Annotated in this window: 28 protein-coding genes; 22 read left to right on the forward strand and 6 right to left on the reverse strand. The window is 69.3% G+C overall.

Translation table 11 applies throughout. From position 1 onward, the window contains the following. Nucleotides 1-32: 32 nt before the first annotated feature. From ASD30_RS05320 to ASD30_RS05370, 11 genes are all read left to right on the forward strand, one after another. Complete coding sequence (locus ASD30_RS05320; protein WP_056677855.1) at nucleotides 33-1,010, forward strand: ATP-binding cassette domain-containing protein; 978 nt, start codon at nucleotides 33-35, stop codon at nucleotides 1,008-1,010. Beyond that, complete coding sequence (locus tag ASD30_RS05325) at nucleotides 1,007-1,834, forward strand: ABC transporter permease (RefSeq protein ID WP_056677857.1); 828 nt, start codon at nucleotides 1,007-1,009, stop codon at nucleotides 1,832-1,834. Before ASD30_RS05320 ends, ASD30_RS05325 begins: the two co-directional genes overlap by 4 nt. Nucleotides 1,835-1,861: 27 nt before the next feature. Next, on the forward strand, nucleotides 1,862-2,731 hold the full coding sequence (locus ASD30_RS05330; RefSeq protein WP_056677860.1) for a DUF1707 SHOCT-like domain-containing protein: 870 nt from the start codon (nucleotides 1,862-1,864) through the stop codon (nucleotides 2,729-2,731). A 59-nt stretch (nucleotides 2,732-2,790) separates the two neighbouring features. Continuing rightward, nucleotides 2,791-3,510: a helix-turn-helix transcriptional regulator gene (locus tag ASD30_RS05335; protein ID WP_056677863.1), complete on the forward strand. Its 720-nt coding sequence runs from the start codon at nucleotides 2,791-2,793 to the stop codon at nucleotides 3,508-3,510. Further along, nucleotides 3,507-4,925, forward strand: coding sequence for a Fe-S cluster assembly protein SufB (gene sufB, locus ASD30_RS05340; RefSeq protein WP_056677866.1), 1,419 nt, complete (start codon nucleotides 3,507-3,509; stop codon nucleotides 4,923-4,925). The genes ASD30_RS05335 and sufB overlap by 4 nt, the downstream gene beginning before the upstream one ends. A 73-nt stretch (nucleotides 4,926-4,998) precedes the next feature. Continuing rightward, a complete protein-coding gene (sufD, locus tag ASD30_RS05345; protein ID WP_235532505.1) occupies nucleotides 4,999-6,156 on the forward strand; it encodes a Fe-S cluster assembly protein SufD in 1,158 nt (385 codons plus the stop codon). Next, entirely contained in the window at nucleotides 6,153-6,488 is a 336-nt protein-coding gene (locus tag ASD30_RS05350) for a non-heme iron oxygenase ferredoxin subunit (RefSeq protein ID WP_056677874.1), read from the forward strand. Before sufD ends, ASD30_RS05350 begins: the two co-directional genes overlap by 4 nt. A 35-nt stretch (nucleotides 6,489-6,523) precedes the next feature. Beyond that, a complete protein-coding gene (gene sufC, locus ASD30_RS05355; protein ID WP_056677877.1) occupies nucleotides 6,524-7,282 on the forward strand; it encodes a Fe-S cluster assembly ATPase SufC in 759 nt (252 codons plus the stop codon). A gap of 5 nt (nucleotides 7,283-7,287) precedes the next feature. Beyond that, nucleotides 7,288-8,544, forward strand: a complete 1,257-nt coding sequence (locus ASD30_RS05360) for a cysteine desulfurase (protein WP_056677880.1) — start codon at nucleotides 7,288-7,290, stop codon at nucleotides 8,542-8,544. Nucleotides 8,545-8,549: 5 nt separating this feature from the next. After that, nucleotides 8,550-9,023 (forward strand): Fe-S cluster assembly sulfur transfer protein SufU, encoded by a 474-nt coding sequence (gene sufU, locus ASD30_RS05365; RefSeq protein ID WP_056679338.1) that lies wholly within the window; start codon nucleotides 8,550-8,552, stop codon nucleotides 9,021-9,023. Beyond that, nucleotides 9,016-9,372, forward strand: a complete 357-nt coding sequence (locus ASD30_RS05370; protein ID WP_056677883.1) for a metal-sulfur cluster assembly factor — start codon at nucleotides 9,016-9,018, stop codon at nucleotides 9,370-9,372. The genes sufU and ASD30_RS05370 overlap by 8 nt, the downstream gene beginning before the upstream one ends. Nucleotides 9,373-9,507: 135 nt before the next feature. Here ASD30_RS05370 and ASD30_RS05375 read toward each other — a convergent pair whose 3' ends face one another. After that, on the reverse strand, nucleotides 9,508-10,584 hold the full coding sequence (locus ASD30_RS05375; RefSeq protein WP_056677887.1) for a hypothetical protein: 1,077 nt from the start codon (nucleotides 10,582-10,584) through the stop codon (nucleotides 9,508-9,510). Continuing rightward, the gene (locus ASD30_RS05380) at nucleotides 10,581-11,159 is read right to left on the reverse strand and encodes an RNA polymerase sigma factor (protein WP_082563558.1); all 579 of its coding nucleotides are present in this window, start codon (nucleotides 11,157-11,159) and stop codon (nucleotides 10,581-10,583) included. Before ASD30_RS05380 ends, ASD30_RS05375 begins: the two co-directional genes overlap by 4 nt. Before the next feature lie 48 nt (nucleotides 11,160-11,207). Between ASD30_RS05380 and ASD30_RS05385 the strand changes: the two genes are divergently transcribed. Continuing rightward, a complete protein-coding gene (locus ASD30_RS05385) occupies nucleotides 11,208-11,855 on the forward strand; it encodes an acVLRF1 family peptidyl-tRNA hydrolase (RefSeq protein WP_082563559.1) in 648 nt (215 codons plus the stop codon). Nucleotides 11,856-11,874: 19 nt separating this feature from the next. Next, complete coding sequence (locus tag ASD30_RS05390) at nucleotides 11,875-12,765, forward strand: phosphotransferase (protein WP_056677896.1); 891 nt, start codon at nucleotides 11,875-11,877, stop codon at nucleotides 12,763-12,765. Between the two features lie 4 nt (nucleotides 12,766-12,769). Here the strand turns inward: ASD30_RS05390 and ypfJ are convergent, their stop codons facing one another. Further along, on the reverse strand, nucleotides 12,770-13,705 hold the full coding sequence (ypfJ, locus tag ASD30_RS05395; RefSeq protein WP_056677899.1) for a KPN_02809 family neutral zinc metallopeptidase: 936 nt from the start codon (nucleotides 13,703-13,705) through the stop codon (nucleotides 12,770-12,772). Between the two features lie 69 nt (nucleotides 13,706-13,774). Here ypfJ and ASD30_RS05400 point away from each other — a divergent pair, with 69 nt between their 5' ends. From ASD30_RS05400 to ASD30_RS05415, 4 genes are read left to right on the forward strand one after another with little or no spacing between them, the layout of a single operon-like run. Beyond that, nucleotides 13,775-15,373, forward strand: a complete 1,599-nt coding sequence (locus ASD30_RS05400; protein ID WP_056677902.1) for an ABC-F family ATP-binding cassette domain-containing protein — start codon at nucleotides 13,775-13,777, stop codon at nucleotides 15,371-15,373. 30 nt (nucleotides 15,374-15,403) lie between these two features. Further along, entirely contained in the window at nucleotides 15,404-17,287 is a 1,884-nt protein-coding gene (locus tag ASD30_RS05405; RefSeq protein ID WP_056677906.1) for an ABC transporter ATP-binding protein, read from the forward strand. Further along, nucleotides 17,284-18,240 (forward strand): D-2-hydroxyacid dehydrogenase family protein, encoded by a 957-nt coding sequence (locus ASD30_RS05410; RefSeq protein WP_056677909.1) that lies wholly within the window; start codon nucleotides 17,284-17,286, stop codon nucleotides 18,238-18,240. The genes ASD30_RS05405 and ASD30_RS05410 overlap by 4 nt, the downstream gene beginning before the upstream one ends. Before the next feature lie 30 nt (nucleotides 18,241-18,270). After that, nucleotides 18,271-19,026, forward strand: a complete 756-nt coding sequence (locus ASD30_RS05415) for an SDR family oxidoreductase (protein ID WP_056677914.1) — start codon at nucleotides 18,271-18,273, stop codon at nucleotides 19,024-19,026. On the opposite strand, the gene ASD30_RS05420 is transcribed toward ASD30_RS05415, so the two are convergent. Beyond that, nucleotides 18,967-19,809, reverse strand: coding sequence for an SURF1 family cytochrome oxidase biogenesis protein (locus ASD30_RS05420; RefSeq protein WP_056677916.1), 843 nt, complete (start codon nucleotides 19,807-19,809; stop codon nucleotides 18,967-18,969). The genes ASD30_RS05415 and ASD30_RS05420 overlap by 60 nt on opposite strands. A gap of 69 nt (nucleotides 19,810-19,878) precedes the next feature. Between ASD30_RS05420 and moaA the strand changes: the two genes are divergently transcribed. Continuing rightward, on the forward strand, nucleotides 19,879-20,871 hold the full coding sequence (gene moaA, locus ASD30_RS05425) for a GTP 3',8-cyclase MoaA (RefSeq protein WP_056677920.1): 993 nt from the start codon (nucleotides 19,879-19,881) through the stop codon (nucleotides 20,869-20,871). Nucleotides 20,872-20,902: 31 nt separating this feature from the next. On the opposite strand, the gene ASD30_RS05430 is transcribed toward moaA, so the two are convergent. Then, on the reverse strand, nucleotides 20,903-21,097 hold the full coding sequence (locus ASD30_RS05430) for a hypothetical protein (protein WP_056677922.1): 195 nt from the start codon (nucleotides 21,095-21,097) through the stop codon (nucleotides 20,903-20,905). A 120-nt stretch (nucleotides 21,098-21,217) separates the two neighbouring features. Continuing rightward, nucleotides 21,218-21,538, reverse strand: a complete 321-nt coding sequence (locus tag ASD30_RS05435) for a DUF3099 domain-containing protein (protein WP_056677925.1) — start codon at nucleotides 21,536-21,538, stop codon at nucleotides 21,218-21,220. A gap of 64 nt (nucleotides 21,539-21,602) precedes the next feature. Here ASD30_RS05435 and ASD30_RS05440 point away from each other — a divergent pair, with 64 nt between their 5' ends. From ASD30_RS05440 to ASD30_RS05455, 4 genes are all read left to right on the forward strand, one after another. After that, a complete protein-coding gene (locus ASD30_RS05440) occupies nucleotides 21,603-21,815 on the forward strand; it encodes a dodecin (protein ID WP_056677927.1) in 213 nt (70 codons plus the stop codon). Nucleotides 21,816-21,894: 79 nt separating this feature from the next. Then, nucleotides 21,895-22,599, forward strand: a complete 705-nt coding sequence (locus ASD30_RS05445) for a beta-ketoacyl-ACP reductase (RefSeq protein WP_056679341.1) — start codon at nucleotides 21,895-21,897, stop codon at nucleotides 22,597-22,599. 38 nt (nucleotides 22,600-22,637) lie between these two features. Next, entirely contained in the window at nucleotides 22,638-23,408 is a 771-nt protein-coding gene (gene fabI / locus ASD30_RS05450) for an enoyl-ACP reductase FabI (protein ID WP_056677930.1), read from the forward strand. A gap of 63 nt (nucleotides 23,409-23,471) precedes the next feature. Beyond that, the gene (locus ASD30_RS05455; protein ID WP_235530066.1) at nucleotides 23,472-25,157 is read left to right on the forward strand and encodes a Mur ligase family protein; all 1,686 of its coding nucleotides are present in this window, start codon (nucleotides 23,472-23,474) and stop codon (nucleotides 25,155-25,157) included.

A 25,157-nucleotide genomic window follows, 5' to 3' on the forward strand; every position in this document is an offset into this window, starting at 1 on the left:
CGGACACACCGTCCAATGCGAGAGGGAGCAGCATGACGTCACCCCCGGCCATCGAGGCCGACAACCTGGTCAAGCACTTCGGAGAGACCGTCGCCGTCGACGGCGTGAGCTTCTCGGTCCCCGAGGGAACCGTGCTCGGCATGCTCGGCCCCAACGGTGCCGGCAAGACGACGACGGTGCGCATGATGACCACTTTGACCACGCCCACCAGCGGCACGGCCCGGGTCGCCGGGCACGACGTGATCCGCGAGCCCGGCGCCGTACGCCGCAGCATGGGGCTCACCGGCCAGGCCGCGACGGTCGACGAGCTGCTGACCGGTCGCGAGAACCTCCGGCTCATCGGCGGGCTCTACGGTCTGTCGTCGAAGTACATCGCCCGGGCCAGCGACGACCTGCTCGAGCGGTTCTCCCTGACCGAGGCCGGCAACCGGATCGTGAAGACCTACTCCGGGGGCATGCGGCGCCGGCTCGACCTCGCGGTGAGCCTGATCGCGACTCCTCCGGTGCTGTTCCTCGACGAGCCCACCACCGGGCTCGACCCGCGCAGCCGGGTCGAGCTGTGGGACGTGCTCCGTGAGCTGGTCCGCGACGGCACCACGCTGCTGCTCACGACCCAGTACCTCGAGGAGGCCGACCAGCTCGCCGACCGCATCGTGGTGATCGACAAGGGCTCGGTGATCGCCGAGGGCACACCGCTGCAGCTCAAGGACCAGTCCGGCAAGGCAGCGGTGGTCGTGACCGTCTCCAACGTGGCAGACCTCCCCGCCGCCGAGAAGCTGCTGCGCAGCCAGGTCGCCGAGGTCCACATCGACGAGGCGTCCCGCCAGCTGACCGCCGCGGCGAACGGCCTGGCCGACATGACCCGCATCGCGTCGGTCTTCGCCGACAGCGCCATCGAGCTCGACGACCTCGGCCTCAAGCGCCCGAGCCTCGACGACGTGTTCCTGCACCTGACCGGCCACCGTGCCGAGGACGCCGAAGAAACGCCCGACGAGGAGCTGGTCCCGTGACTGCTGTCATCGAACGCCCCGAGATCCGCGACACCGGCCTGCTGCGGCAGTCGATGGTGATCGTGCGCCGCAACCTGATCCACATCAAGCGGATGCCCGAGATGCTGATGGACGTCACCATCCAGCCGGTGATGTTCGTGATGCTGTTCGCCTTCGTCTTCGGAGGGTCCATCCAGACAGGGTCCCCGGCCGGGTACCGCGAGTGGCTGCTCGGCGGCATCATGGGGCAGACCATCGCGTTCGCCTCGTTCGTCGTGGCGGTCGGCCTGACCGCCGACATCGAGAAGGGCATCGTCGACCGCATGCGGTCGCTGCCGATCAACCCGGCGGCCGTTCTCGTGGGCCGCAGCATCTCCAGCCTGTTGCACTCCAGCATCGGCATCATCGTCATGTCGCTGACCGGGCTGGTCATCGGCTGGCGCATCCGCGGCAGCGTGTTCGATGCGGTGCTGGCCTACGTGCTGCTGCTGATGTGGGGCTTCGCGATGATCTGGGTCGGCATCCTGGTCGGCTCCAAGATGCGCTCGGTCGAGGCGGTCAACGGCGTGATGTTCACGACGATGTTCCCGATCACCTTCCTGGCCAACACCTTCGCCCCCACCGAGAACATGCCGAAGGCGCTGCGCTGGCTGGCCGAGTGGAACCCGATCTCCGCCCTGGTGCAGGCGGTCCGCGAGCTGTGGGGGAACACTCCACCGGTGGCGTCCGATGCTGCGCTTCCGCTGCAGCACCCGGTGTTGACCACGTTCATCTGGACGATCGGCATCACGCTCGTCATCGCTCCCCTGGCGATCCGCACGTTCCGCAGGCGCACGCAGGACTGACCGCAGTCAGCGGGTACTGTGCCGCGCATGTCGTCACGACCCGCGCGCAAACGGGCCCGCCAGTCCGATCGCGACGCCGTCGTCGACGCGTTGTCGGGAGCCTTCGCCGACGGCCAGATCGATGCGGCCGACCACGACCGGCTGGTCAGTTCCGCCCTGCGGGCCGACCGGCTGGACTCCCTGGTCGCGGTGCTCGACGAGGTCCAGGTGCCCGAGCGCCACCCGGCCAACGCCCTGCTCACAAAGGTGCAGGCTCCCGCGGTGCGCCGTACGCCCGGGCACTCGCGGGCCGCGACGGTGGGAGCCACGGTCGCGGTGCTGGTGGGCGGGTTCGTGGCGTTGCTGGTGGTGGTGGGCCTGATGGACCGCGACGACGAGCCGGGCGACGAACCCGTGCTGACCGCCACCGCCCTGGAGGCGCTGGTCGCCGACGTCGAGGACGACCTCGGCACCACCGAGGTGCTCGCCGTCGAGACCCACGGCACGTACGCCGACGTGCTGGTGCCCACCGACGAGGGACGCGGCCGCTTCGACCGGTACTCCTACGACCCGGGCGCCGACGACACGCTGACAGAGTCGACCGGTGGCCGGGTCGGCACGGCGGACCCGGAGCTGGTCGACCTGGCCGATGTCGACCTGGACCGCCTCCTGGAGAACGTCGAGGAGGCCGGCTCGGACCTCGGCGTCGACGGTGCGCAGCAGTTCACGGTCACCATCGCCAGCGGCGACTGGGGGAGCAGCCTGACCTACGCTCCCGAGTTCGAGGGCAAGGAGCTGCCGCCCCACGTGGAGATCAGCGTCAGCAACGACTACATGGAGTCCGGTCGCCTGGTCACCGACCTGAGCGGCGCGACGGTCCTGCTGCGCGCCCCGTTCACCGCGCCCTCGTCCCAGTGAATGGTGAGTTAGGTGACCCTTGCTTGATCCGGCCCCCGCATTAACGTCACACTTGTGTTGTGGAATTCACCCGCACACCCGTCGCCGTCCCTGAAGGGGACGCTCCGACCCGTGCCCGCGTGCTGCGTTCCATCCTCGAGCAGGGCCCTTCCACGGCCGCCGACCTGGCCCACCTGCTCGACCTCACCCCGGCCGCCGTACGCCGTCACCTCGACCACCTGGTCGAGCTCGGCACCGTCGAGGCACGCGAGCAGCGGGTCTACGGCTCGCGCGGTCGCGGGCGACCGGCCAAGGTGTTCGCGCTCACCGAGAGCGGGCGCGACGGGCTCGGTCACCAGTACGACGACCTCGCGGTCCATGCCCTGCGTTATCTCGCCGACACTGCCGGCGACGACGCGGTCATGGAATTCGCGAGGCAGCGGGTGGCGTTCATAGAACGTGACTATGCAGACCTGGTGCGCGACGAGCCCGAGCTCACCCCGGCCCAGGCACTGGCCAGGGTGCTGACCCAGGGCGGGTACGCCGCCGGCGTCCGCACCCTGCCGATGGCCGACCAGCTGTGCCAGCAGCACTGCCCGGTCTCCCACGTCGCCGCGGAGTTCCCGCAGCTGTGCGAGGCCGAGACCGAGGCGATCGGGCGGGTCCTTGGCCGACACGTCCAGCGTCTGGCCACCATCGCGCACGGCGACGGCGTGTGCACCACGAGCATTCCGAACCTCGACCTCGACAAGTTCGAGGCCTCCACGATTCACGACAAGAAGGACGGAGCGTCTTCATGACGACCATTGACGAAAGAAACCCGGAGCTCGAGGGCATCGGTCGTTACGAGTTCGGCTGGTCCGACAAGAACGAGGTCAGTGACAACGCCCGCCGTGGCCTCAACGAGGAGGTCGTCGCCGACATCTCCTCGAAGAAGAGCGAGCCGCAGTGGATGCTCGACCTGCGCATGAAGGGCCTCAAGCTCTTCCACCGCAAGCCCATGCCCAACTGGGGTTCGGACCTGTCGACGATCGACTTCGACAACATCAAGTACTTCGTGCGCTCCACCGAGAAGCAGGCCACCTCGTGGGAGGAGCTCCCCGAGGACATCAAGAACACCTACGACAAGCTCGGCATCCCCGAGGCGGAGAAGCAGCGCCTCGTCTCCGGTGTCGCCGCCCAGTACGAGTCCGAGGTCGTCTACCACGCGATCCGCGAGGACCTCGAGGAGCAGGGCGTCATCTTCGTCGACACCGACACCGCGCTGCGCGAGCACGAAGAGATCTTCAAGGAGTACTTCGGCACCGTCATCCCCGTCGGTGACAACAAGTTCGCCGCGCTCAACACCTCGGTGTGGTCCGGTGGCTCGTTCATCTACGTGCCCAAGGGCGTCCACGTCGACATCCCGCTGCAGGCCTACTTCCGGATCAACACCGAGAACATGGGCCAGTTCGAGCGCACCCTGATCATCGTCGACGAAGACGCCTACGTGCACTACGTCGAGGGCTGCACCGCGCCGATCTACTCCTCCGACTCGCTGCACTCGGCGGTCGTCGAGATCATCGTGAAGAAGGGCGGCCGTTGTCGTTACACGACCATCCAGAACTGGTCGAACAACGTCTACAACCTCGTCACCAAGCGCGCCACCTGCGAGGCCGGCGCGACCATGGAGTGGGTCGACGGCAACATCGGCTCCAAGGTGACCATGAAGTACCCCGCGGTCTACCTCATGGGTGAGCACGCCAAGGGCGAGACGCTCTCGATCGCGTTCGCCGGCGAGGGCCAGCACCAGGACGCGGGCGCCAAGATGGTGCACGCCGCGCCCAACACGTCGTCCTCGATCCTGTCGAAGTCGGTGGCCCGTGGTGGTGGCCGTACGTCCTACCGCGGCCTGATCCAGATCAACGAGGGTGCGCACGGCTCGAAGTCCAACGTGCTCTGTGACGCGCTGCTGGTCGACCAGATCAGCCGCTCCGACACCTACCCGTACGTCGACATCCGCGAGGACGACGTGTCGATGGGCCATGAGGCCTCGGTCTCGAAGGTCTCCGACGACCAGCTGTTCTACCTGATGTCGCGCGGCATGGCCGAGGACGAGGCGATGGCGATGATCGTGCGCGGCTTCGTCGAGCCGATCGCCAAGGAGCTGCCGATGGAGTACGCCCTCGAGCTGAACCGGCTGATCGAGCTGCAGATGGAAGGTGCGGTGGGCTGATCCTCGCCCTCCGCGCACTGCCCTCCCGACCGTCGTACAAGAAAGCCAAGAAGTGACTGCAACTGTTGAGAACGTGAGTTCGGCCCTCGAGGTCGACAAGGTGATCTCCCACCTGCACCCCGAGGGGTCCTTCGACCTCGCGGACCACCCCGTGCCCACCGGCCGTGAAGAGGTGTGGCGGTTCACCCCGCTCAAGCGCCTCAGGGGCCTGCACGACGAGGCCCCCTTCGGCGCCGGCGCGTGCGCGGTCGAGGTGAGTGCCGCGCAGGACGTGGTCGTCGAGCAGGTCGGCGCCGACGCCGTCGAGCGCGGCCTGTCCGGCCTGGTGCCCACGGACCGGGTCTCGGCCCGCGCCTGGGCCGCGGCCGACGGTGCCACCGTCGTCCGCATCCCGCAGGACACCGTGGTCGACGGAGCGACGATCCTGGCCCACACCGGCACCGGCGCCGAGCTTGCCGGCGCCTCGCACACCGTCATCGTGGCCGAGAAGTTCTCGAAGTCGACCGTCGTGCTGACCTTCGCCGGCACCGCCGTACTCGCCGACAACATCGAGATCGTCCTCGAGGACGGCGCCGAGCTGACTGTCGTGTCCCTGCAGGACTGGGCCGACGACGCCGTGCACCACTCCACCCAGCACGCCCGGGTGGGCCGCGACGCCTCGCTCAAGCACGTGGCCGTCTCGTTCGGTGGTGACCTCGTGCGCCACGACGCGACGGCCGACTATGCCGGTCCCGGCGGCTCGGTCGAGATGCTCGGCATGTACTTCGCCGACGAGGGCCAGCACATCGAGCACCGCCTCTTCGTCGACCACACCGCTCCGCACACCAAGAGCAACGTGGTCTACAAGGGTGCGCTGCAGGGCCAGGGCGCCCACGCGGTCTGGATCGGCAACGTGCTGATCCGCAAGGTCGCCGAGGGCATCGAGACCTACGAGGAGAACCGCAACCTGGTCCTGACCGACGGGTGCCAGGCCGACTCCGTGCCGAACCTCGAGATCGAGACCGGCGAGATCGAGGGTGCCGGCCACGCGTCGGCCATCGGTCGCTTCGACGACAACCAGCTGTTCTACCTCCGCTCTCGCGGCATCGCGGAGGACGAGGCGCGCCGGCTGGTCGTGCACGGCTTCTTCAACGACCTGATCCGCAGGATCGATGTGCCGGAGCTGGAGGAGAAGCTCGCCGCCACCGTCGAGTCCGAGCTCGAGAAGAACGTCCTGAAGGCGTTCAAATGAGCTTCGTCCGCGCCTGCGCCGTCTCCGAGGTCCCCGCTGACGAGGCCCTCGGGGTGACGATCGACGACCTCGACGTGGCCGTGGCCCGCGACGGCGACGAGTTCTTCGCCGTCCAGGACCTCTGCTCGCACGCGGCGGTCGCCCTCTCCGAGGGTGAGGTCGCGGACTGCACCATCGAGTGCTGGCTGCACGGGTCGACGTTCGACCTGCGCACGGGCAAGCCGACCGTCCTGCCCGCCACCGAGCCGATCACGACGTTCCCGGTCGAGCTCCGCGGCGACGACGTGTACGTCGACATCAGCACCACCCTCAACGGCGTCGTGCCGTCCTGAACCACAGACTTTCGTACAGAGAAGAGAGAGCACACATGAGCACCCTGGAGATCAACGACCTGCATGTCTCGGTCGAGACCGAAGACGGCCCCAAGGAGATCCTCAAGGGCGTCACGCTGACCATCAAGGACGGCGAGACCCACGCGATCATGGGCCCGAACGGCTCCGGCAAGAGCACCCTGGCCTACTCCATCGCAGGCCACCCCAAGTACACCGTCACCGGCGGCACCGTCACCCTCGACGGCGACGACGTGCTGGCGATGAGCGTCGACGAGCGGGCCCGCGCCGGCCTCTTCCTCGCCATGCAGTACCCCGTCGAGGTGCCCGGCGTCTCGGTGTCCAACTTCCTGCGCACGGCCAAGACCGCCATCGACGGCGAGGCGCCCAAGCTGCGCACCTGGGTCAAGGACGTCAACGCCACCCTGGAGAAGCTCGACCTCGACTCCTCCTTCGGCACCCGCTCGGTCAACGAAGGCTTCTCCGGTGGTGAGAAGAAGCGCCACGAGATCGCCCAGCTCGAGCTGCTCGACCCCAAGGTCGCCATCCTCGACGAGACCGACTCGGGCCTCGACATCGACGCCCTCAAGGTCGTTTCGGACGGCGTCAACCGTTTCATCGAGGACAAGAACAAGGGCGTCCTGCTGATCACGCACTACACGCGCATCCTGCGCTACATCACGCCCGACTTCGTGCACGTCTTCGTCAACGGCAAGGTCGCCGAGTCCGGCGGTCCTGACCTCGCCGATGAGCTCGAGGCCAACGGCTACGACAAGTACGTCTCCGCGGCGGTCTGATCCCCATGGACGGGTTGCTCCCCGAGCTGGAAGTCATCCGCAAGGACTTCCCGATCCTCGAACGCCAGCTGGCGGGCGGGATGCCGCTGGTCTACCTCGACAGCGCCAACACCTCGCAGAAGCCGCAGGTGGTCATAGACACGATGGTCGACCACCTCGAGCACCACAACGCGAACGTGGCACGCGCCATGCACCAGCTCGGAGCAGAGTCGTCCGAGGCGTTCGAGAACGCGCGCGACAAGGTCGCCGCGTTCATCAACGCCCCCTCGCGCGACGAGGTGATCTTCACCAAGAACGCCTCTGAGGCGCTCAACCTGGTGGCGAACACGCTGGCCTGGGCCCGTGGCCCGCTCGAGATCGGGGAGGGCGACGAGGTCGTCATCACCGAGATGGAGCACCACTCCAACATCGTGCCGTGGCAGCTGCTCACCGAGCGCAAGGGCGCCACGCTGCGCTGGTTCGGGCTCACCGACGACGGACAGCTCGACCTGTCGAACATCGACTCCCTGATCACCGAGAAGACCAAGGTCGTCTCGCTGACGTGGGTCTCCAACATGCTCGGCACGATCAACCCGATCGAAAAGATCGCCCGCCGTGCCCACGAGGTCGGCGCGATCGTGGTCGTCGACGCGTCGCAGGCGGTGCCGCAGATGGCCGTCGACGTCGTGGAGTCCGGTGCGGACCTGCTGGCCTTCACCGGCCACAAGGTGGTCGGCCCGACCGGCATCGGCGTGCTCTGGGGCAAGCGTGAGGTCCTCGACCAGCTGCCGCCGTTCCTCGGTGGTGGCGAGATGATCGAGACCGTGGCGATGGAGCGGTCGACGTACGCCGGCATCCCGCACAAGTTCGAGGCCGGCACCCCGCCGATTGTCGAGGCCGTGGGTCTCGGCGCGGCCGTGGACTACCTCGGCCACGTCGGCATGGACGCCATCCGCGCCCACGAGCACGCGATCACCGCCTACGCCCTCGACGGCCTGGCCACCGTGCCCGGCCTGACCGTGCTCGGCCCGCTCGACGCCGCACTGCGCGGCGGAGCGATCTCCTTCGAGATCGACGGCGTGCACCCCCACGACGTGGCCCAGGTGCTCGACTCGCGTGGTGTCGCGGTCCGCGCCGGTCACCACTGCGCGAAGCCGGCCCACAAGCGCTTCGGCGTGCAGGCCTCGACGCGCGCCTCGTCGTACCTCTACACGACGCCGGCCGAGATCGACGCCCTCGTCGAGGGGCTGGAATACACCCGCTCCTACTTCAAGTTGGGTTGATCATCATGAGCCAGGAACTCGACACCCTCTATCAAGAGATCATTCTCGACCACTACAAGAACCCCTTGAACAAGGGTCTCCGTGACCCGTTCGAGGCCGAGGTGCACCACGTCAACCCCACGTGCGGTGACGAGGTGACCCTCCGGGTGCACATTGCCGGAGGCGTCGTCGAGGACGTCTCCTACGACTCGGTCGGCTGCTCCATCTCGCAGGCGTCGGCCTCGGTGATGACCGACCTCGTGATCGGCAAGCCGGTCGACGAGGCAATGCAGATCCACGCGACCTTCCAGGAGCTCATGCAGGGCCGCGGCAACGTGGAGCCCGATGAGGACGTCCTCGAGGACGGTATCGCCTTCGCCGGTGTCGCGAAGTTCCCGGCCCGGGTCAAGTGCGCCCTGCTGTCGTGGATGGCATGGAAGGACGCGACGGCCCAGATCGTTGCCAGCTCAGCGGACAACAAGGAGACCACCAATGGCTGACCACTCTGACATTCCCGAGGCGCCCGTGGGTACCACCACGACCGTCTCCAAGGACGACGTCGTCGAGGCGATGAAGGACGTCGTCGACCCCGAGCTCGGCATCAACGTCGTCGACCTCGGCCTGGTCTACGACGTGCACCTCGACGAGGGCTCCAACGTCGTGCTCGACATGACGCTGACGTCGGCGGCCTGCCCGCTGACCGACGTGATCCAGGACCAGACGAACTCCGCGCTCGAGGGGATCGTCAACGACGTGGCGATCAACTGGGTCTGGATGCCGCCGTGGGGCCCGGACAAGATCACCGACGACGGTCGCGAGCAGCTGCGCGCCCTCGGCTTCAACGTCTGACCGACCTTGTCGGAACCCGAGCCGGATCGTGCCTGTGCATGATCCGGGTCGGGTTCTCGCGATTTGCTGTGTCACGACGGCGCACCTGCACGATCGTGGTCGCCGAGGACGGGCGACCGGGCACTGACTCCCGGGTCACTCGTAGGCCGGCAGTGGAGGATCGAAGGTGAGGTCGACGTACGGCGCCTCGTCCTTGCGCTGGTCGGTCGGCCACGTCCCGGTGCCGGCGTACGTCGTGCCGTCGAGGGTCAGGTCGACGTCGTAGGTGAAAGGCGCCGGGCCGAGCCTGGCGGCCTGTCGCGCCTGGGCGCGGGTCCCCGAGAACGAGAGCGTGCCCTCGGCGATGCACTCGTGGCCGATCACTCGCTCGGTGTCCAACTGCATGGAGTTGCCGTTGGCAGCGGTCACCGTGACGGCGACGCTCGCCTTCCCCGGTGATCGGTCCAGCCCGGAGAAGAGCAGTTCGAGACTACTCGGTGCCTGAACCTCTCCGCCGTCGCCAGCCTCGATGAGGCTCATGAAGGAGCGGGGCGGCGGCACGGTGCCGGCGGTGGGCGTCTCCCAGGCGAAGGTGGCCACTGCATCTCCCTGTGGGCCGCGGCCGAAGACGTCGACCTCCCACGCCCCGGCAGGCCCCACGGGATCGATCCGGAAGGTCTGCGCTCCCGTCTTCTCCACCGGCACCGTGAAGCTCTGTGCACAGGGCGCGGCGTCCGACGGACGGAAGGTCGCCTCGAACGTCCATCCGTCGGCGGGGAAGGTGAACTCGACGTCATCCGGGCTGCCCGCCGCAACAGGGTTCTTCGGGGGCATGCCGTCGGAGCACGTCTGCGTGACCACCCCTTCGCCGTCGGGCGGTCCGCTCCAGCACGACGTCCACGGGTTGAGGTCTCGATCGCCGGCGGCGAGGTTCAGGATGATGGGCAGTGGCAGCGCTGGGTCGAACGTGCGACCCGAGCCCTTGGTGGCGCTTGCCGACGGCGACTCGCTCGAGGCGACGTCCGTGCGTCCCTTGCCCACGGGATCCTCCTGCAGCACTCCGGTGGCCACGAAGACGCCGCCGATGACGGCGACGACGGCGATGGCCGCGACTGCACCACGACGCCGGTTGCGTCGGCGATCACGGACCGCGACGACCTCATCGAAGGGTGGGGTCGTGGATGGGATCGCTGCGGACACCTCGTCCGACAGGCGCCTCTCAAAGTCACTCATGTCGTGCTCCGTTCCTCATCGGCCAGCAGCGGGGCGAGCGCCGTACGCGCCCGTGACAGCCGCGACTTGACCGTGCCAACAGGGACGTGGAGCCGGTCCGCGACCTCCTGCACGGGGAGGTCACACACGTGATGCAGCACCAGGACCGCGCGCTGCTCGACCGGCAGACCGGCAAGCGCAGCGGACAGCTCGACACCGGCAGCGGGGTCCGTCGGTGCGGCCATCGAGGCACGGCGCCCCAGCCGCTGCAGCCCGAGCCGGGCCACCTTGAGCCGCCGCTTCCTTGAGATGAGCAGGCGCACCGCAACGGAGCGCACCCATGCCTCGGGGTCGTCGTACGTGCGCACCTTCGGCCAGTGCTGCAGGAGCCTGACGAAGCTCTCCTGGGCGACTTCCTCCGCGTCGGCGCGATCACCACCGACGACCGTGAGCAGGCCGATCAGGGGTGCGCACGCGTGTGCGTACAGCTCGGCAAGCTCCTCGGTCTCCACACGGACAACACGCGCCGACGCGGCCCCGGGTTCCCGGACCAGCTCATTTTCCTGGGGAACGTCTTCGGTGGGTGGTTGCGGCATGGTGGTGAGACGGTACGGCGCACCCGACCGTTCCGCTAGCCTCGCCGGGTGACAACTCTCCTGGTGCCGGCGATGCGGATCGCGCGCTGGGTGGAGAACTTCGAGGCTCGCCACGACGGCTGCGACCTGGCGGTGTCCGGGGGAGCGCTGACCGGGCTCGGTGGTGACGGGTCGACGTTCGAGGCGCTCCCACCGTTCGGCAGGGCGTACGACGACCGCGCCGACCCGTCCGACTTCCTCGATGCCTGCAGCCCACCGGCCCAGTGGGGCGTGCTCCTGGTGCGCAAGGGCGGGTTCGCGATCGCCAGACTGGAGGGCGACGCGGTCGTCGAGTCCAAGGTCGGGCAGCGCCACGTGCAGGGACGCACCAAGGCCGGCGGCCAGAGCCAGCAACGCTTCGCCCGACGCCGCGACAACCAGGCCAGGCAGGCCTACGAGGCCGCGGCCGGCCACGCCGTACGCATCCTGGGTCCGTTCGAGGAGAGACTCCGCTCGGCCGCCGGTGACCCCGACGTGGTGCTGGTGACCGGGGGAGACCACGAAGCCGTCGAGGCCGTGCTCGTCGACCAGCGGCTCCGGATGCTCGCGACCAGGGTGGTCGAGCCCTTCCTGGCCGTGCCCGACCCGCGCCGTTCGGTGCTCGAAGCCGCCATCGCGGACGCGGGTTCTGTCAGGATGACGGTCGTCAACACCTGACGAGACCGCAGGAGTCAGCATGTGGCAGCCCGAACCAGGCTGGCAACCCGTGCCCGGAGGCATGGGGACCTCGACCGTGGGTGTGTGGCGTTGCGGCGACCAAGTGGTCAAGCGGCTCCAGGCGCCCCTGCCGGGTGACCCGGGAGAGCTCTCGGACCGGTCGCACTTCGCGTGGTGGCGGCGCCCGGCCGAGGTCGCGACGTCCGGTGTGGTCGACGAGACGCCCGGCCTGCGCAGCGTCCGCGCAGCCAAGGTCGAGGAGGACGACGAGGGCATCACGCTGTGGCACGCGTACGTCGAGAGCGAGACGCTGCCCGGTCCGTTCGTGGCGCGGGCGCTCGGCCGGTTCGCCGGCGCCGACCTGCCGGCGTACCCCTGGCTGGCGAGGCGTCAGCTGGCCACGCGGCTGGCCAGGGTGGAGCACAACGGCGGCTGGCGCACCCTGGAACGTACGACGGTCGCGGATGTCGCCGACCGGTTGTGGCAGCTGCGCGGCCAGCACCTCGACGTACTCGACGGGCTGCCGGAGGTGGCGCAGCACGGCGACCCCGCCGCGGCCAACCTGATCGCCCGCGACGGTGACGACGTCGTGGCCATCGACTGGTCGATGTTGGGGATCGGGCCGGTCGGCGCTGACCTGGGCTACCTCGCCCTGACCGCGCGCGAGGACTTCGACGTGCTGGTCGACGCCTACGCCGACGGTCTTCCGGCGGGCATTGCCACGCGGGCGCAGGTGCTGCTCGGCGCCAGGATCAACGCCGTCCACACCGCGATGTCGCGTGCCGAATGGGCGCTGGCACGGGTGGCCGACGGACCCGGCGCGCTGGCCGGGAAGTACCGCCACCCGAGCGTGGCGCCCTACCTGCGCTCGTTGCAGCGCCTCTTCCCGCAGATCGAGGCGCTGCTCTGACGGGCTAGTTCCAGATGTCGCAGGCCTCGTAGTCGCCGGAGTCGTAGCCGGTCTTGAACCACTTCATCCGCTCCTCCGAGGAACCGTGGGTCCACTGGTTCGCATCGACCCGGCCGCCGGTGACCTCCTGGATGTGGTCGTCGCCGACCGTGTAGGCGGCGCCGACGGCCTCCTCGATGTCGGCGTCGTCGATGGTGAGGATCTGCTCGCCGTTGTCGTCCTTGAGCGACTCGATGTGGTGGGTCCACAGGCCGGCGTAGCAGTCGGCCTGGAGCTCGAGCTTGACCGCGTCGCTGTCGGCACCCTGCTGGGTCTTCACGTTCTTCATCTGTCCGGTGATGTTCTGGATGTGGTGGCCGTACTCGTGGCCGAGTACGTAGGGCTCCACGAAGTCGCCGCCCTTGCCACCCAGCTGGCCTTCGAGCACGTCGTCGAAGAACGTCGGGTCGAGGTAGATGGTCTGGTCGGAGGGGCAGTAGAACGGTCCGACCGCGGACGTGGCGCCACCGCAGCCGGTGTTGGTCGAGCCGGAGAACGTCACAGCCGGGGCCGCGACGAAGTCGCCGCTCTTGAACTGTGAGGACCAGTAGGTCTCCAGCAGCTGGAGGATCGCCTTGCGCGAGCACGCCTCCGAGTTGTTGGCGTCCTCGCCGGTCTTGCACTCGTCGTAGGCATCAGCCTCCTGCTGTTGGGCAGGGTCGCTGCCGGCCGCGTTGTTCTGCGAGCTCCCGTCGCCCTGGTTGATGCCGGGGATGCTGCCGTTGTTGCACATGGTGACCAGGAAGGCGATCACCAGGATCAGCAGGCCGATCTTGCCGCCGCCGGCACCGGTCGGGATCGGCAACTTCATGCCGCCGCCACGTCCGCCGAGCCCGCCACCGCCGCCACCGGCATCGGAGACCTTTCCCGAATCGATCCGTGCCTTGGGATTGAAGCGCATGCTGCGTCCTTCCTGATGCCCGTGCGGATGCCGGGGGAGACCCTTCTCCCACGTACACTAACGATCCTGATGATCACCGCACAGCAACTAGAGGTCCGTGCCGGTGCGCGTCTCCTCATGGAGAACGTAAGTTTCCGCGTGGCAGCAGGCGACAAGGTCGGCCTGGTCGGTCGCAACGGTGCCGGCAAGACGACCCTCACGAAGATTCTCGCCGGCGAAGCACTGCCCGCCTCCGGCAAGGTCCTGTCGACCGGTGAGGTCGGCTACCTGCCCCAGGATCCCCGCACGGGCGACCCCGAGGTGATGGCCCGCGACCGGATCCTGTCCGCGCGTGGCCTCGACGACGTCGTACGTCGACTGCGACAGGCCGAGGCCGACATGGGGTCGGAGGACGCCGCCATCTCCGAGCGCGCGATGAAGCAGTACGCCCGCGCCGACAACGAGCTGCACGCCGGCGGAGGGTACGCCGCCGAGTCCGAGGCGGCCACGATCGCGGCGAGTCTCGGCATCGAGGAGCGCATCCTCACCCAACCGCTCAGGACGCTCTCCGGTGGCCAGCGCCGCCGGGTCGAGCTGGCCCGCATCCTCTTCTCCGACGCCGAGGTGATGCTCCTCGACGAGCCCACCAACCACCTCGACGTCGACTCGATCGTGTGGCTGCGCGACTTCCTGAAGAGCTACAAGGGCGGGCTGATCGTGATCAGCCACGACAACGACCTCCTCGAGGCGACGGTCAACAAGGTCATGCACCTTGACGCCAACCGGGCCGAGATCGACGTCTACAACATGGGCTGGAAGAACTACCTGACCCAGCGCGAGACCGACGAGCGGCGCCGCAAGCGCGAGCGGGCCAACGCAGAGACCAAGGCCAAGACGCTCACCGACCAGGCCAACCGCATGCGGGCCAAGGCCAGCAAGGCGACCGCCGCCCAGTCGATGCTCAAGCGCGCCGAGAAGATGATGGCCGGCCTCGAGGGCGAGCGCCAGGCCGACAAGGTCGCGAAGATCAAGTTCCCGGCTCCTGCCGCGTGTGGCAAGACCCCGTTGACCGCCAAGGAGCTCTCGAAGTCCTACGGATCGCTCGAGGTCTTCATGGACGTCGACCTGGCCATCGACAAGGGCAGCCGCGTCGTCATCCTCGGGTTCAACGGCGCCGGCAAGACCACGATGCTGCGCATCCTGGCCGGCGTCGACCGCCCCGACACCGGCGAGGTCATCCCGGGCCACGGGCTCAAGGTCGGCTACTACGCCCAGGAGCACGAGACCCTCGACACCAGCCGCACCGTCCTGGAGAACATGCAGTCCGCGGCGCCGCAGCTGACCGACACCGAGGCCCGCAGCGTCCTCGGCTCGTTCCTCTTCTCCGGTGACGACGCGCACAAGTCGGCCGCCGTACTCTCGGGTGGTGAGAAGACGCGCCTGGCCCTGGCCAGCCTGGTCGTCTCCAGCGCCAACGTGCTGCTGCTCGACGAGCCCACCAACAACCTCGACCCCGCCTCCCGCGAGGAGGTGCTGGCCGCGATCCGCACCTACGAGGGCGCGATCATCCTTGTCACCCACGACGAAGGTGCCGTGCGCGCCCTCGAGCCCGACCGCGTGCTGCTGCTGCCCGACGGCGACGAGGACCTGTGGAACGAGGGGTACGCCGACCTGGTCTCGCTGGCCTGACATGGGCGGTTCTGATCTGAGGGGCCAGCCATGTCCGGCATGAGCGGGATGGGCGCCACCTGGCGCAACCTGCGCACCGACCGCAGCGTCGCCGACAGCAAGCTCGACCGGGGCACCGTGCGTCGGGTCCTGTCGTTCGCGCGTCCGCACCGACGCCTGATCGCCGGGTTCCTGGCGTTGACGGTCGTCGACGCCTGCCTCGTGGTGGTGACGCCGCTGCTGGTGCAGCGGATCGTGGACGACGGCGTGCTGAAGTCCGACATGGGCCTGGTGGCCTGGCTGGCCTCGGCGATGGCCGGAGTGGCGATCTTCAGCGGCCTGCTCGCCATCGCGTCGGGCTACCTCTCCTCACGCATCGGCGAGGGCCTGATCTTCGACCTGCGCACCCGGGTCTTCGGGCACGTGCAGCGCCAGTCACTGGCGTTCTTCACCCGCACCCAGACCGGTGCGCTGGTCTCGCGGCTCAACAACGACGTGATCGGCGCCCAGCGCGCGTTCACCTCCACCTTGTCGAGCACGGTCTCCAACGGCATCTCGGTGGTCGTGGTCGGCATCGCCATGCTGGCGCTGAGCTGGCAGGTGACGCTGCTGTGCCTGATGCTCTTCCCGATCCTGCTGCTGGCCTCCCGCTGGGTCAGTCAGCGCCTGGCCGGGCTGACCCGCGACCAGATGGACGGCAACGCCGACATGGGCAACGCCATGACCGAGCGGTTCAACGTGGGTGGCGCGATGCTGCTCAAGCTCTTCGGCCGCCGTGACGAGGAAGACGCGCTCTTCGCCGAGAAGGCCGGCAAGGTGCGTGACCTCGGCGTCCGCATCTCGCTGATCACCCGCATCTTCGCGGCCGTGATGATGACCGTGCCCGCGCTGGCCACCGCGCTGGTCTACGGCGTGGGCGGCTACCTGGCCATCCACGAGAAGCTGACCGTCGGCACCATGCTGGCGCTGGCCACCCTGCTGCTCCGGCTGCTCGGTCCGATGCAGGGTCTCTCCAACGTGCGCATCGACGTGATGACCGCGCTGGTCAGCTTCGAGCGGGTCTTCGAGGTGCTCGACCTACCGTCCCTGGTGCAGGAGAAGCCGGACGCCGTCGTGCTTCCGCGCAGTGCGTCACGGGTCGAGTTCCGCGACGTCGCCTTCGCCTACCCACGCGCCGACGAGGTGTCCCTGGCCTCGCTCGAGGTGGTGGCCCGCAAGGAGAGCCGCGACTCCGGCGAGGTGCTGCACGACATCGGGTTCGTCGCCGAGCCCGGCCAGATGGTGGCCCTGGTCGGGCCCTCCGGGGCCGGCAAGAGCACGATCACCCACCTCGTCGCCAGGTTGTACGACGTCCGCGGTGGCTCGGTGCACGTGGGGGACCACGACGTGCGCGACGTGACCCTGGAGTCGCTGGAGAACGTGGTCGGCTACGTCACCCAGGACTCGCACATGTTCCACGACACGATCCGGGCGAACCTGCTCTACGCCCGACGCGAGGCCGACGACCGCGCCATCTGGAACGCCCTCCACGCGGCCCAGATCGGGCGGCTCGTGGAGAACCTGCCCGACGGGCTCGACACCGTCGTCGGCGACCGCGGCTACCGGCTCTCCGGCGGTGAGCGCCAGCGCCTCGCCATCGCGCGACTGCTGCTCAAGGCGCCCGCGATCGTCGTACTCGACGAGGCCACGGCGCACCTCGACTCCGAGTCCGAGGCGGCGGTGCAGCGGGCCCTCGACGCCGCTCTCGTCGGCCGCACGTCGCTGGTGATCGCGCACCGCCTCTCGACCGTGCGCGGTGCCGACCTGATCCTGGTGGTCGACGACGGCCGCGTGGTCCAGCGCGGCACCCACGCCGAGCTCCTGGCGCAGGGTGGCCTCTACGGGCTGCTCCACCGCACCCAGTTCATCGACGACACCGCCGGAGGACGACCGTGACCCTCAGGTGTGCGGTGCTCGACGACTACCAGGCCGTGGCCGAGGGGCTGGCCGACTGGGCCACCCTCGACGACGTGCAGGTGCGGTTCCTGCACGACCACCTGCCCGACGAGGACGCCTGCGCCGAGACACTGGCCGATGCCGACATCCTCGTGGTGATGCGCGAACGCACGCCGATCACCGCGACCCTGCTGGCCCGGCTGCCCCGGCTGAAGCTGGTCGTGACCAGCGGTCTGCGCAACGCCTCCATCGACCTCGACGCGGCCCGCGCACGCGGCGTGGTGGTCTGCGGAACACCGAGCGCGTCCGAGCCGCCCACCGAGCTGACCTGGGCCCTGGTCCTCGGTCTCGCCCGCGGGCTCCACGTCGAGGTCCCGTCCTTCGCGTCGGGCGGCCCGTGGCAGAGCACCCTCGGCGCCGACCTGCACGGAGCCGTGCTCGGTGTCGTCGGCCTCGGCAAGATCGGCTCCCGCGTGGCACGGATCGGGCAGGCGTTCGGAATGGATGTCGTGGCCTGGAGCCCGCACCTGACCGACGAACGCTGCGCCGAGGTCGGCGTACGCCGGGCAGCGGACCTGCCCACGCTGCTCGCGGAGAGCGACTTCACGACCCTCCACCTGGTGCTGGCCGAGGCCACCCGCGGCATCATCGGCCGCGCCGAGCTGGCCGCCATGAAGCCGTCGGCGTTTCTCGTCAACACCTCCCGCGCCGGCCTGGTCGACACCCCGGCGCTCGTCGAGGCGCTGCAGGACGGTCGCCTCGCCGGGGCCGGTCTCGACGTGTTCGACACCGAGCCGCTGCCGTTCGACGACGCGCTGCGTGGCCTGCCGAACGTCCTGGCCACGCCGCACCTCGGCTACGTGACGCGGCGCAACTATGCGGGCTACTTCACCGGCGCCGTCGAGGACATCGCCGCCTGGCAGGCCGGCTCCCCGGTGCGCCTGCTGACCTGAGCGCCCACCCCGGGTGGCAGGATTCGCGGTATGGACCTCAACGTTCGTGACCGCGTCTACGTCATCACCGGGGGAGCCCGCGGCCTGGGCCGCGCCACCGCCGACCAGCTTGTCGCCGACGGTGCACGGGTGGTGCTGTCGGGGCGCAGCCGTGACTCCCTCGACGCCGCCGTGGCCGAGCTCGGCGAGGGGGCGGTCGCGGTCGAGGCCGACAACTCGGACCCCGCCGCACCGGGTCGTCTGGTCGCCGCGGCACAGGACACCTGGGGCCGGCTCGACGGAGTGCTGATCTCCGTCGGCGGACCGCCCAAGGGCAGCGTGACCGGCACCAGCGACGCAGACTGGACCACGTCCTTCGAGTCCGTCTTCCTGGGCGCCGTGCGCGTGGCCCGCGAGGTTGCCGCGGTGCTGGAGGAGGGCGGATCCATCACGTTCGTGCTCTCGATCTCCGCGAAGGCGCCGCTGGCCGACATGGCGATCTCCAACGGGCTGCGCCCCGGCCTGGCGATGGTGGCCAAGCAGCTCGCCGACGAGCTGGGCCCCCGGGGCATCCGGGTGAACGGGCTGATGCCCGGGCGCATCGACACCGAGCGGGTGCGCGAGCTCGACGCGGCCGGTGGCGACGCCGAGGCCTCCAAGGCACAGCAGCTCAGCTCGATCCCGCTGCGGCGCTACGGCACCCCGGACGAGTTCGGCAGGACGGCGGCGTTCCTGATGTCGCCGGCGTCAGGCTTTGTCAGCGGGGTGCTGCTTGCGGTTGACGGTGGGCTTTCGCGCCCCCTGTGACCGCCCCCGCGGCTCCTGTTCTTGTTTCGAGCGCCGTGGGCGGCGCGTCCGCTGGGAGCTCTTGCCGCTCCACTCGTCGTACGCCATCCAGAAGAAGCCGATGATCGCGAGCAGCCCGAAGAACCACCACTGCAGGCCGTAGAAGAAGTGCGGTCCGTTGTTCCTCTCGGGTGTCTCGGCCCCGGCCAGGGGTTGTTCCGGCTCGGGGTCCTCCGAGACGAGGTCGACGAAGCCGCCGTACGTCGTGAGGTCGAGCGCCTCGGCGATGTGCTTGCTGGAGATCGAGCGCGTGGAGTGGTCGGAGACCTTGGTGGAGTCCCCGGACGCGTCCTTGCGGACCCACCCGGTCACGGTCACCTGGCCCTCCGGGGGCGCGGGGACGTCGTCGGGCCGGGCGCCGCTGTTCTGCGTGGCCAGCCAGCCGCGGTCGACCAGCAGCGCCGTCCCCGACGAGGTGACCAGTGGGACGACCACGTCGACACCGGACTGGCCGTCGCGCGTGCGGTAGCGCACGATCACGGTGTCGTCGACGTCGTACTCGCCGGTGGCCGTGACCCGCAGCCACTCGTGCTCGGTGTCGACCGTGCCGCCGGGGGAGAGGACCTCGTCCACCGGCACCGGATCAGCGCTCGTGTTGCGCTCCACGATCGCGTTGGAGGCCTTGCGGTCCTCCAACCGGTGGAACTGCCACTCACCCAGTCGCCAGGCCACCCAGGCGAGGGCGATGACGACCAGGAAGAAGACGATCCACCGCCGGGTGAAGAGGAACGACAGGGATCTCACGCGGTCGAGGTTATCCCGACACGGCACCGCGAATCGGAGCGGGTAGGACCGGCCAACTAGGATGGGGTGATGCAGACCCTGAGTGACGCCTTCGGCCGTACGGCGACGGATCTGCGCGTCTCGCTGACGGACCGGTGCAACCTGCGGTGTTCCTACTGCATGCCGGCCGAAGGCCTCGACTGGCTGCCCGACGACTCCGTCCTCACCGACGACGAGCTGGTCCGGCTGGTCGGCGTCGCCACGAACCTGCTCGGCGTGCGCGAGGTGCGGTTCACCGGCGGCGAACCGCTGGTGCGACGGGGACTGGTCGACATCGTCCGGCGTACCGCCGCGCTGGAGCCGCGCCCCGAGATCTCGTTGACCACCAACGCCCTCGGGCTGGCTCGCAACGCCCAGGCGCTGGCCGAGGCGGGGCTCGACCGGGTCAACGTCAGCCTCGACACGATCCGCCCGGAGACGTTCGCCGAGATCACGCGTCGCGACCGGTTGCACGATGTGGTGGCCGGCCTCGAGGCCGCCCATGCCGCCGGCCTCGGACCCGTGAAGATCAACGCCGTGCTGCTGCGTGGCGTCAACGACGACCAGGCCCCCGAGCTGTTGCAGTGGTCGCTCGACCGCGGCTACGAGCTGCGGTTCATCGAGCAGATGCCGCTCGACGCCCAGCACGGCTGGCGACGCGACACGATGATCACCGCCGACGAGATCCTCGCCGCGCTCGAGGCCGAGTTCGACCTGTCTCCTGCCGAGGAGCCGCGGGGCAGCGCGCCGGCCGAGCTGTTCAGCGTCAACGGAGGTCCGGCCACGGTCGGCGTCATCGCCTCGGTGACCCGCCCGTTCTGCGGCGACTGCGACCGGGTCCGGCTGACCGCCGACGGCCAGGTGCGCAACTGCCTGTTCGCCCGCGAGGAGTCCGACCTGCGAACGGCGCTGCGCGCCGGTGCCACCGACGCCGAGCTGGCCGAACGCTGGATCGCCGCCGTGGTCGGCAAGCTGCCCGGGCACGGCATCAACGACCCGTCGTTCCTCCAGCCGACCCGGCCGATGTCCGCGATCGGCGGCTGACCCGCTTCGACGCGGCGCGCCCCAACCGGGCTCAGGACGTGAGTGGCTCGACGTCCTTGAGGAAGTTGCGCGCGGCGAGGAACTCGCTGAGTGACTCCTTGTGCTCGTCACAGGCCAGCCACGTCTTGCGACGCTCGGGCGTGTGCAGCTTCGGGTTGTTCCACAGCAGGGACCACCGAGCGGCTTCCTGGCAGCCCTTGGCAGAGCACCGCAACTCGTCATCCACGTGGTGGCTCCCTTCGTGAAGAGGCTCGGGAAAAGGCGAATGCCGGACGGCCACGGGGGAGGTCGTCCGGCATTCGCTGGTTGATGATTGCACGACCGAGCGCCGAATCCAATCCGGGACTCACGTGTCGCGCTTCGTGCTCGGAGTCGGGCTCGGCTCCTTGCCGGGCAGCTCGCGACCGAACCAGTCGGTGGGGCGCAGCTCGACCTCGCGACGTTGCGGTGTGCCGTTCGCGAACACCACCGCGAGGTAGGGCAGGAACACGGCGCCCACCACCAGCACCCAGCGCAGCCAGCCGTCTCCGACGACCACGGCCCCGACGAAACAGACCGTGCGGATGCCCATCGAGATCAAGTAGCGCCGTTGCCGGCCCGCGATCTCGACGGCCGGCGAGGGCGCGGCGGTGGTGATCCGCACTGCTTCCGGGTCCTCGCGTGGCATGCCCCCATCGTACGTCGCTAGGCTGGTGGGGTTGTCCGCCGTACACCCCACTGGAGGTCCCCCGATGTCGAACCGCACCTACCGCGTCACCGAGATCGTCGGCACGTCGCCCGACGGCATCGACCAGGCCATCCGCAACGCCGTGGACCGCGCCGCCAGCACCCTGCGCCACATCGACTGGTTCGAGATGACCCAGGTCCGCGGGCAGGTCAAGGACGGACAGGTCGAGCACTTCCAGGTCGGCCTCAAGGTCGGCTTCCGCCTCGAGGACGACTGAGTTCCGAGCGGTCCGTCGAGACTGAGGTCACAGCCGTGGCTTTAGGCATACCCCTCGGTAATCTCTAGCGTCGGTGACCGTGAGCAGATCAGTTCTCGTCACCGGCGGCAACCGCGGGATCGGCCGCGCCATCGCCCAGGCGTTCCTCGACCAGGGCGACCAGGTCGCCGTCACGACGCGCAACGGCGGAGCACCAGAAGGGGCTCTCGACGTCCGCTGCGACATCACGGACCCGGCCGCGGTCGATGCCGCGTTCAAGCAGATCGAGGAGGCCCACGGGCCCGTCGAGGTGCTGGTCGCCAACGCCGGAATCACCAAGGACACCCTCGTCCTGCGGATGACCGACGACGACTGGGACTCGGTCATCGCCACCAACCTCACCGGCTCGTTCCGGGTGGCCAAGCGCGCCGCGAAGGGCATGCTCCGACTGCGTCGCGGTCGCATCATCTTCATCTCGTCGGTGGTCGGCCTGCTCGGCTCGCCGGGCCAGGTCAACTACGCCGCGTCGAAGTCCGGCCTCGTCGGCATGGCGCGATCGTTGGCCCGTGAGCTCGGCTCCCGCTCCATCACCGCGAACGTCGTGGCCCCCGGCTTCGTGTCCACCGACATGACCGACGTGCTCCCCGAGGAGCAGAAGGCCGCCTACCAGTCCCAGATCCCGTTGGGTCGCTTCGCCAGCGTCGAGGACGTCGCCGGTGCGGTCACCTGGTTGGCCGGCGACGGCGGCGCCTACGTCACCGGCGCGGTCATCCCGGTCGACGGCGGCCTCGGCATGGGCCACTGACCTCCTCCCACCCCTCCCTGACACAAGGAGCAAGACGCATGGGCATTCTCGACGGCAAGCGGATCCTCGTCGCCGGTGTGACGATGGACAGCTCGATCGGCTTCGCGGTGGCCAAGGTCGCCCAGGAGCAGGGCGCCACCGTCCTGATCTCCAACTTCGGTCGCGCACTCGGCATCACCAAGCGCATCGCCAAGCGCCTCCCCGTCGAGCCGCCCGTGCTCGAGCTCGACGTCACCGACGAGGACCACCTCGCCCGGCTGCCCGAGCTCGTGCGCGAGCACGTCGACGGTCTCGACGGTGTCGTGCACTCGATCGCCTACGGCAACCCCGAGACCCTGCTCGGCGGCAAGTTCCTCGACGGGCCGTGGGGTGACGTCGCCCAGGCGGTCCAGGTCTCGGCGTACTCCCTCAAGTCGCTGGCCGTGGCCAGCAAGCCGCTGATGAGCGAGGGCGGGTCCGTCGTCGGCCTCACCTTCGACGCGACGGTCGCCTGGCCGGCGTACGACTGGATGGGCGTGGCCAAGGCTGGCCTCGAGTCCACCTCGCGCTACCTGGCCCGCGACCTCGGCGCCGACGGCATCCGCTGCAACCTGGTCTCCGCCGGGCCGCTGCGCACGCTGGCTGCCAAGGCCATTCCCGGCTTCTCCGACCTCGAGGACATGTGGGGCACGCGTGCCCCGCTGGGCTGGGACAACACCGACCAGGAGCCCACCGCGCGTGCGGTCTGTGCCTTGCTGTCCGACTTCTTCCCGGCGACCACCGGCGAGATCGTGCACGTCGACGGTGGCTTCCACGCGATGGGTGCCTGACCCGATCCAGCCTGCGCGTGCCGGAGATCGGCGATGCCGGGATGAGTCTGTACCGTTCCGTGGGTGACTTCACTCATCGAGCTGCGCATCCTCGAAGGCCCCAATCTCTACTTCCCGCGGGCCGCGGTGAAACTGACCCTCGACATCACGCCGCTGGCCGAGGCGCCGGATGAGACGGTGCAACGGTTCGCGCGTCGGATCGGACTGAAGAACGTCCGCCAGGGTGCCGCCGGCTCCGGCTTCCGGCAGCGCTTCGCCACCCGGGCCGTGGCCCGGCTGGTCCGGTCGATCGCGGGGGAGTCGGGCACCGCGCGCCTCGCCGTACGCGTCCGCCCCACCAACGACCCGCACCAGATCGTGGTCGCCTTCCCGTGGCGGCACCGCAACAAGGGCGAGGCCCTGGGCCGCGCGGTGGCCGAGGTGCTCGACGCGCTGCCGGGCGCCGACATCGATGTCCTCGTCAGCGAGGTGGCGCAACGGTTGGCGACCGTCGAGGCGGGGGCGGCTCCGACCACGATCAAGCCGCGCATCCCGGTCGTCGCGGTCACCGGCACCAACGGCAAGACCACGACCTCGCGGATGATCGCGCACATCGCCCGCACCAACGGACTGCTGGTCGGCTGGTCGAACACTGACGGCATCTACATCGACGGTGAGCTGGTCGAGCCGGGTGACTACTCGGGCCCGTCGGGTGCCGGCCGGGTGCTGGCCCACAAGCAGGTGCAGCTGGCGGTCACCGAGACCGCGCGCGGCGGCATCCTGCTCAAGGGCATCGGCCTGACCCGCAACGACGTCTCGGTGGTCACCAACGTCACCGCCGACCACCTCGGGCTGCAGGGCATCGACACCGTCGACCAGCTCGCCGAGGTGAAGGCGGTGGTCCCGCGCATCACCCGACCCGACGGCTGGGCGGTGCTCAACGGGGACGACCCACGGGTCCTGGCGATGCGTCAGGTGATCAAGGCCCAGCCCTGGGTGTTCTCCCGCGACCCCGACTCGCCGGCCGTCCGCGAGGTGCTCAACAGCGGCGGTCGGGCGACCACCGTGATCGACGGCTGGGTCGCCGTGCTGACACCGGGCCGCGACGCCGACCCGTTGATCGAGCTGGTCGACGTGCCGATGACGCTGGCCGGACTGTCCCGCTTCAACGTCGAGAACACGCTGGCCGCTGCCTCCGCCGCCCTGGCCATCGGGATGCCCCGCGACGTCGTCGTGGAGGGCCTGCGCACGTTCCGACCCGACGCCGAGCACAACCCCGGCCGGATGAACTTCTTCTCCATCGGCGAGGTCTCGGTGGTGATGGACCTGGCCCACAACGAGGCCGGCCTCGAGGCGCTGATCGAGATCATGAACGGCGTACGCCGTCCCGGTGCGCGGATCCTCCTCGGGCTGGGCGTGGTCGGCGACCGGCAGGACGAGCTGATCGAGCAGCTCGGCGAGATCGCTGGCCGCGACGCCGACGTGCTGGCGATCTGCCACAAGGAGCGCTACCTGCGCGGGCGTACGACGGACGAGCTCGACGTGCTGATGCGCGCCGGGGCGGAACGCGTGGGCGCCACGCACATCGTGTCGTGGCCGACCGAGGTGTCCGGACTCGAAGCACTGGTGGCCCAGGCGCAGCCCGGCGACGTCGTGGGCATCATGTGCCACGCCGAGCGCCAGGAGTGCTACGACTGGATCGCCGGCAAGGGCGGCACGCCCGACAGCCCCGAACACCTGGCCGAGAAGGTCCGCGCGGCCCGAGACTGA

This window comes from Nocardioides sp. Root140 (assembly GCF_001426745.1).
Classification (GTDB): domain Bacteria; phylum Actinomycetota; class Actinomycetes; order Propionibacteriales; family Nocardioidaceae; genus Nocardioides.

Bases quoted from the DNA above. Each gene is read 5' to 3' on its own strand.
- ASD30_RS05320 (WP_056677855.1), top strand. From the start codon at position 33: ATGACGTCACCCCCGGCCATCGAGGCCGACAACCTGGTCAAGCACTTC.
- ASD30_RS05330 (WP_056677860.1), top strand. From the start codon at position 1,862: ATGTCGTCACGACCCGCGCGCAAACGGGCCCGCCAGTCCGATCGCGAC.
- sufB (WP_056677866.1), top strand. From the start codon at position 3,507: ATGACGACCATTGACGAAAGAAACCCGGAGCTCGAGGGCATCGGTCGT.
- ASD30_RS05350 (WP_056677874.1), top strand. From the start codon at position 6,153: ATGAGCTTCGTCCGCGCCTGCGCCGTCTCCGAGGTCCCCGCTGACGAG.
- sufC (WP_056677877.1), top strand. From the start codon at position 6,524: ATGAGCACCCTGGAGATCAACGACCTGCATGTCTCGGTCGAGACCGAA.
- ASD30_RS05360 (WP_056677880.1), top strand. From the start codon at position 7,288: ATGGACGGGTTGCTCCCCGAGCTGGAAGTCATCCGCAAGGACTTCCCG.
- sufU (WP_056679338.1), top strand. From the start codon at position 8,550: ATGAGCCAGGAACTCGACACCCTCTATCAAGAGATCATTCTCGACCAC.
- ASD30_RS05370 (WP_056677883.1), top strand. From the start codon at position 9,016: ATGGCTGACCACTCTGACATTCCCGAGGCGCCCGTGGGTACCACCACG.
- ASD30_RS05375 (WP_056677887.1), bottom strand. From the start codon at position 10,584: ATGAGTGACTTTGAGAGGCGCCTGTCGGACGAGGTGTCCGCAGCGATC.
- ASD30_RS05380 (WP_082563558.1), bottom strand. From the start codon at position 11,159: ATGCCGCAACCACCCACCGAAGACGTTCCCCAGGAAAATGAGCTGGTC.
- ASD30_RS05390 (WP_056677896.1), top strand. From the start codon at position 11,875: ATGTGGCAGCCCGAACCAGGCTGGCAACCCGTGCCCGGAGGCATGGGG.
- ypfJ (WP_056677899.1), bottom strand. From the start codon at position 13,705: ATGCGCTTCAATCCCAAGGCACGGATCGATTCGGGAAAGGTCTCCGAT.
- ASD30_RS05400 (WP_056677902.1), top strand. From the start codon at position 13,775: ATGATCACCGCACAGCAACTAGAGGTCCGTGCCGGTGCGCGTCTCCTC.
- ASD30_RS05405 (WP_056677906.1), top strand. From the start codon at position 15,404: ATGTCCGGCATGAGCGGGATGGGCGCCACCTGGCGCAACCTGCGCACC.
- ASD30_RS05415 (WP_056677914.1), top strand. From the start codon at position 18,271: ATGGACCTCAACGTTCGTGACCGCGTCTACGTCATCACCGGGGGAGCC.
- moaA (WP_056677920.1), top strand. From the start codon at position 19,879: ATGCAGACCCTGAGTGACGCCTTCGGCCGTACGGCGACGGATCTGCGC.
- ASD30_RS05435 (WP_056677925.1), bottom strand. From the start codon at position 21,538: ATGCCACGCGAGGACCCGGAAGCAGTGCGGATCACCACCGCCGCGCCC.
- ASD30_RS05440 (WP_056677927.1), top strand. From the start codon at position 21,603: ATGTCGAACCGCACCTACCGCGTCACCGAGATCGTCGGCACGTCGCCC.
- fabI (WP_056677930.1), top strand. From the start codon at position 22,638: ATGGGCATTCTCGACGGCAAGCGGATCCTCGTCGCCGGTGTGACGATG.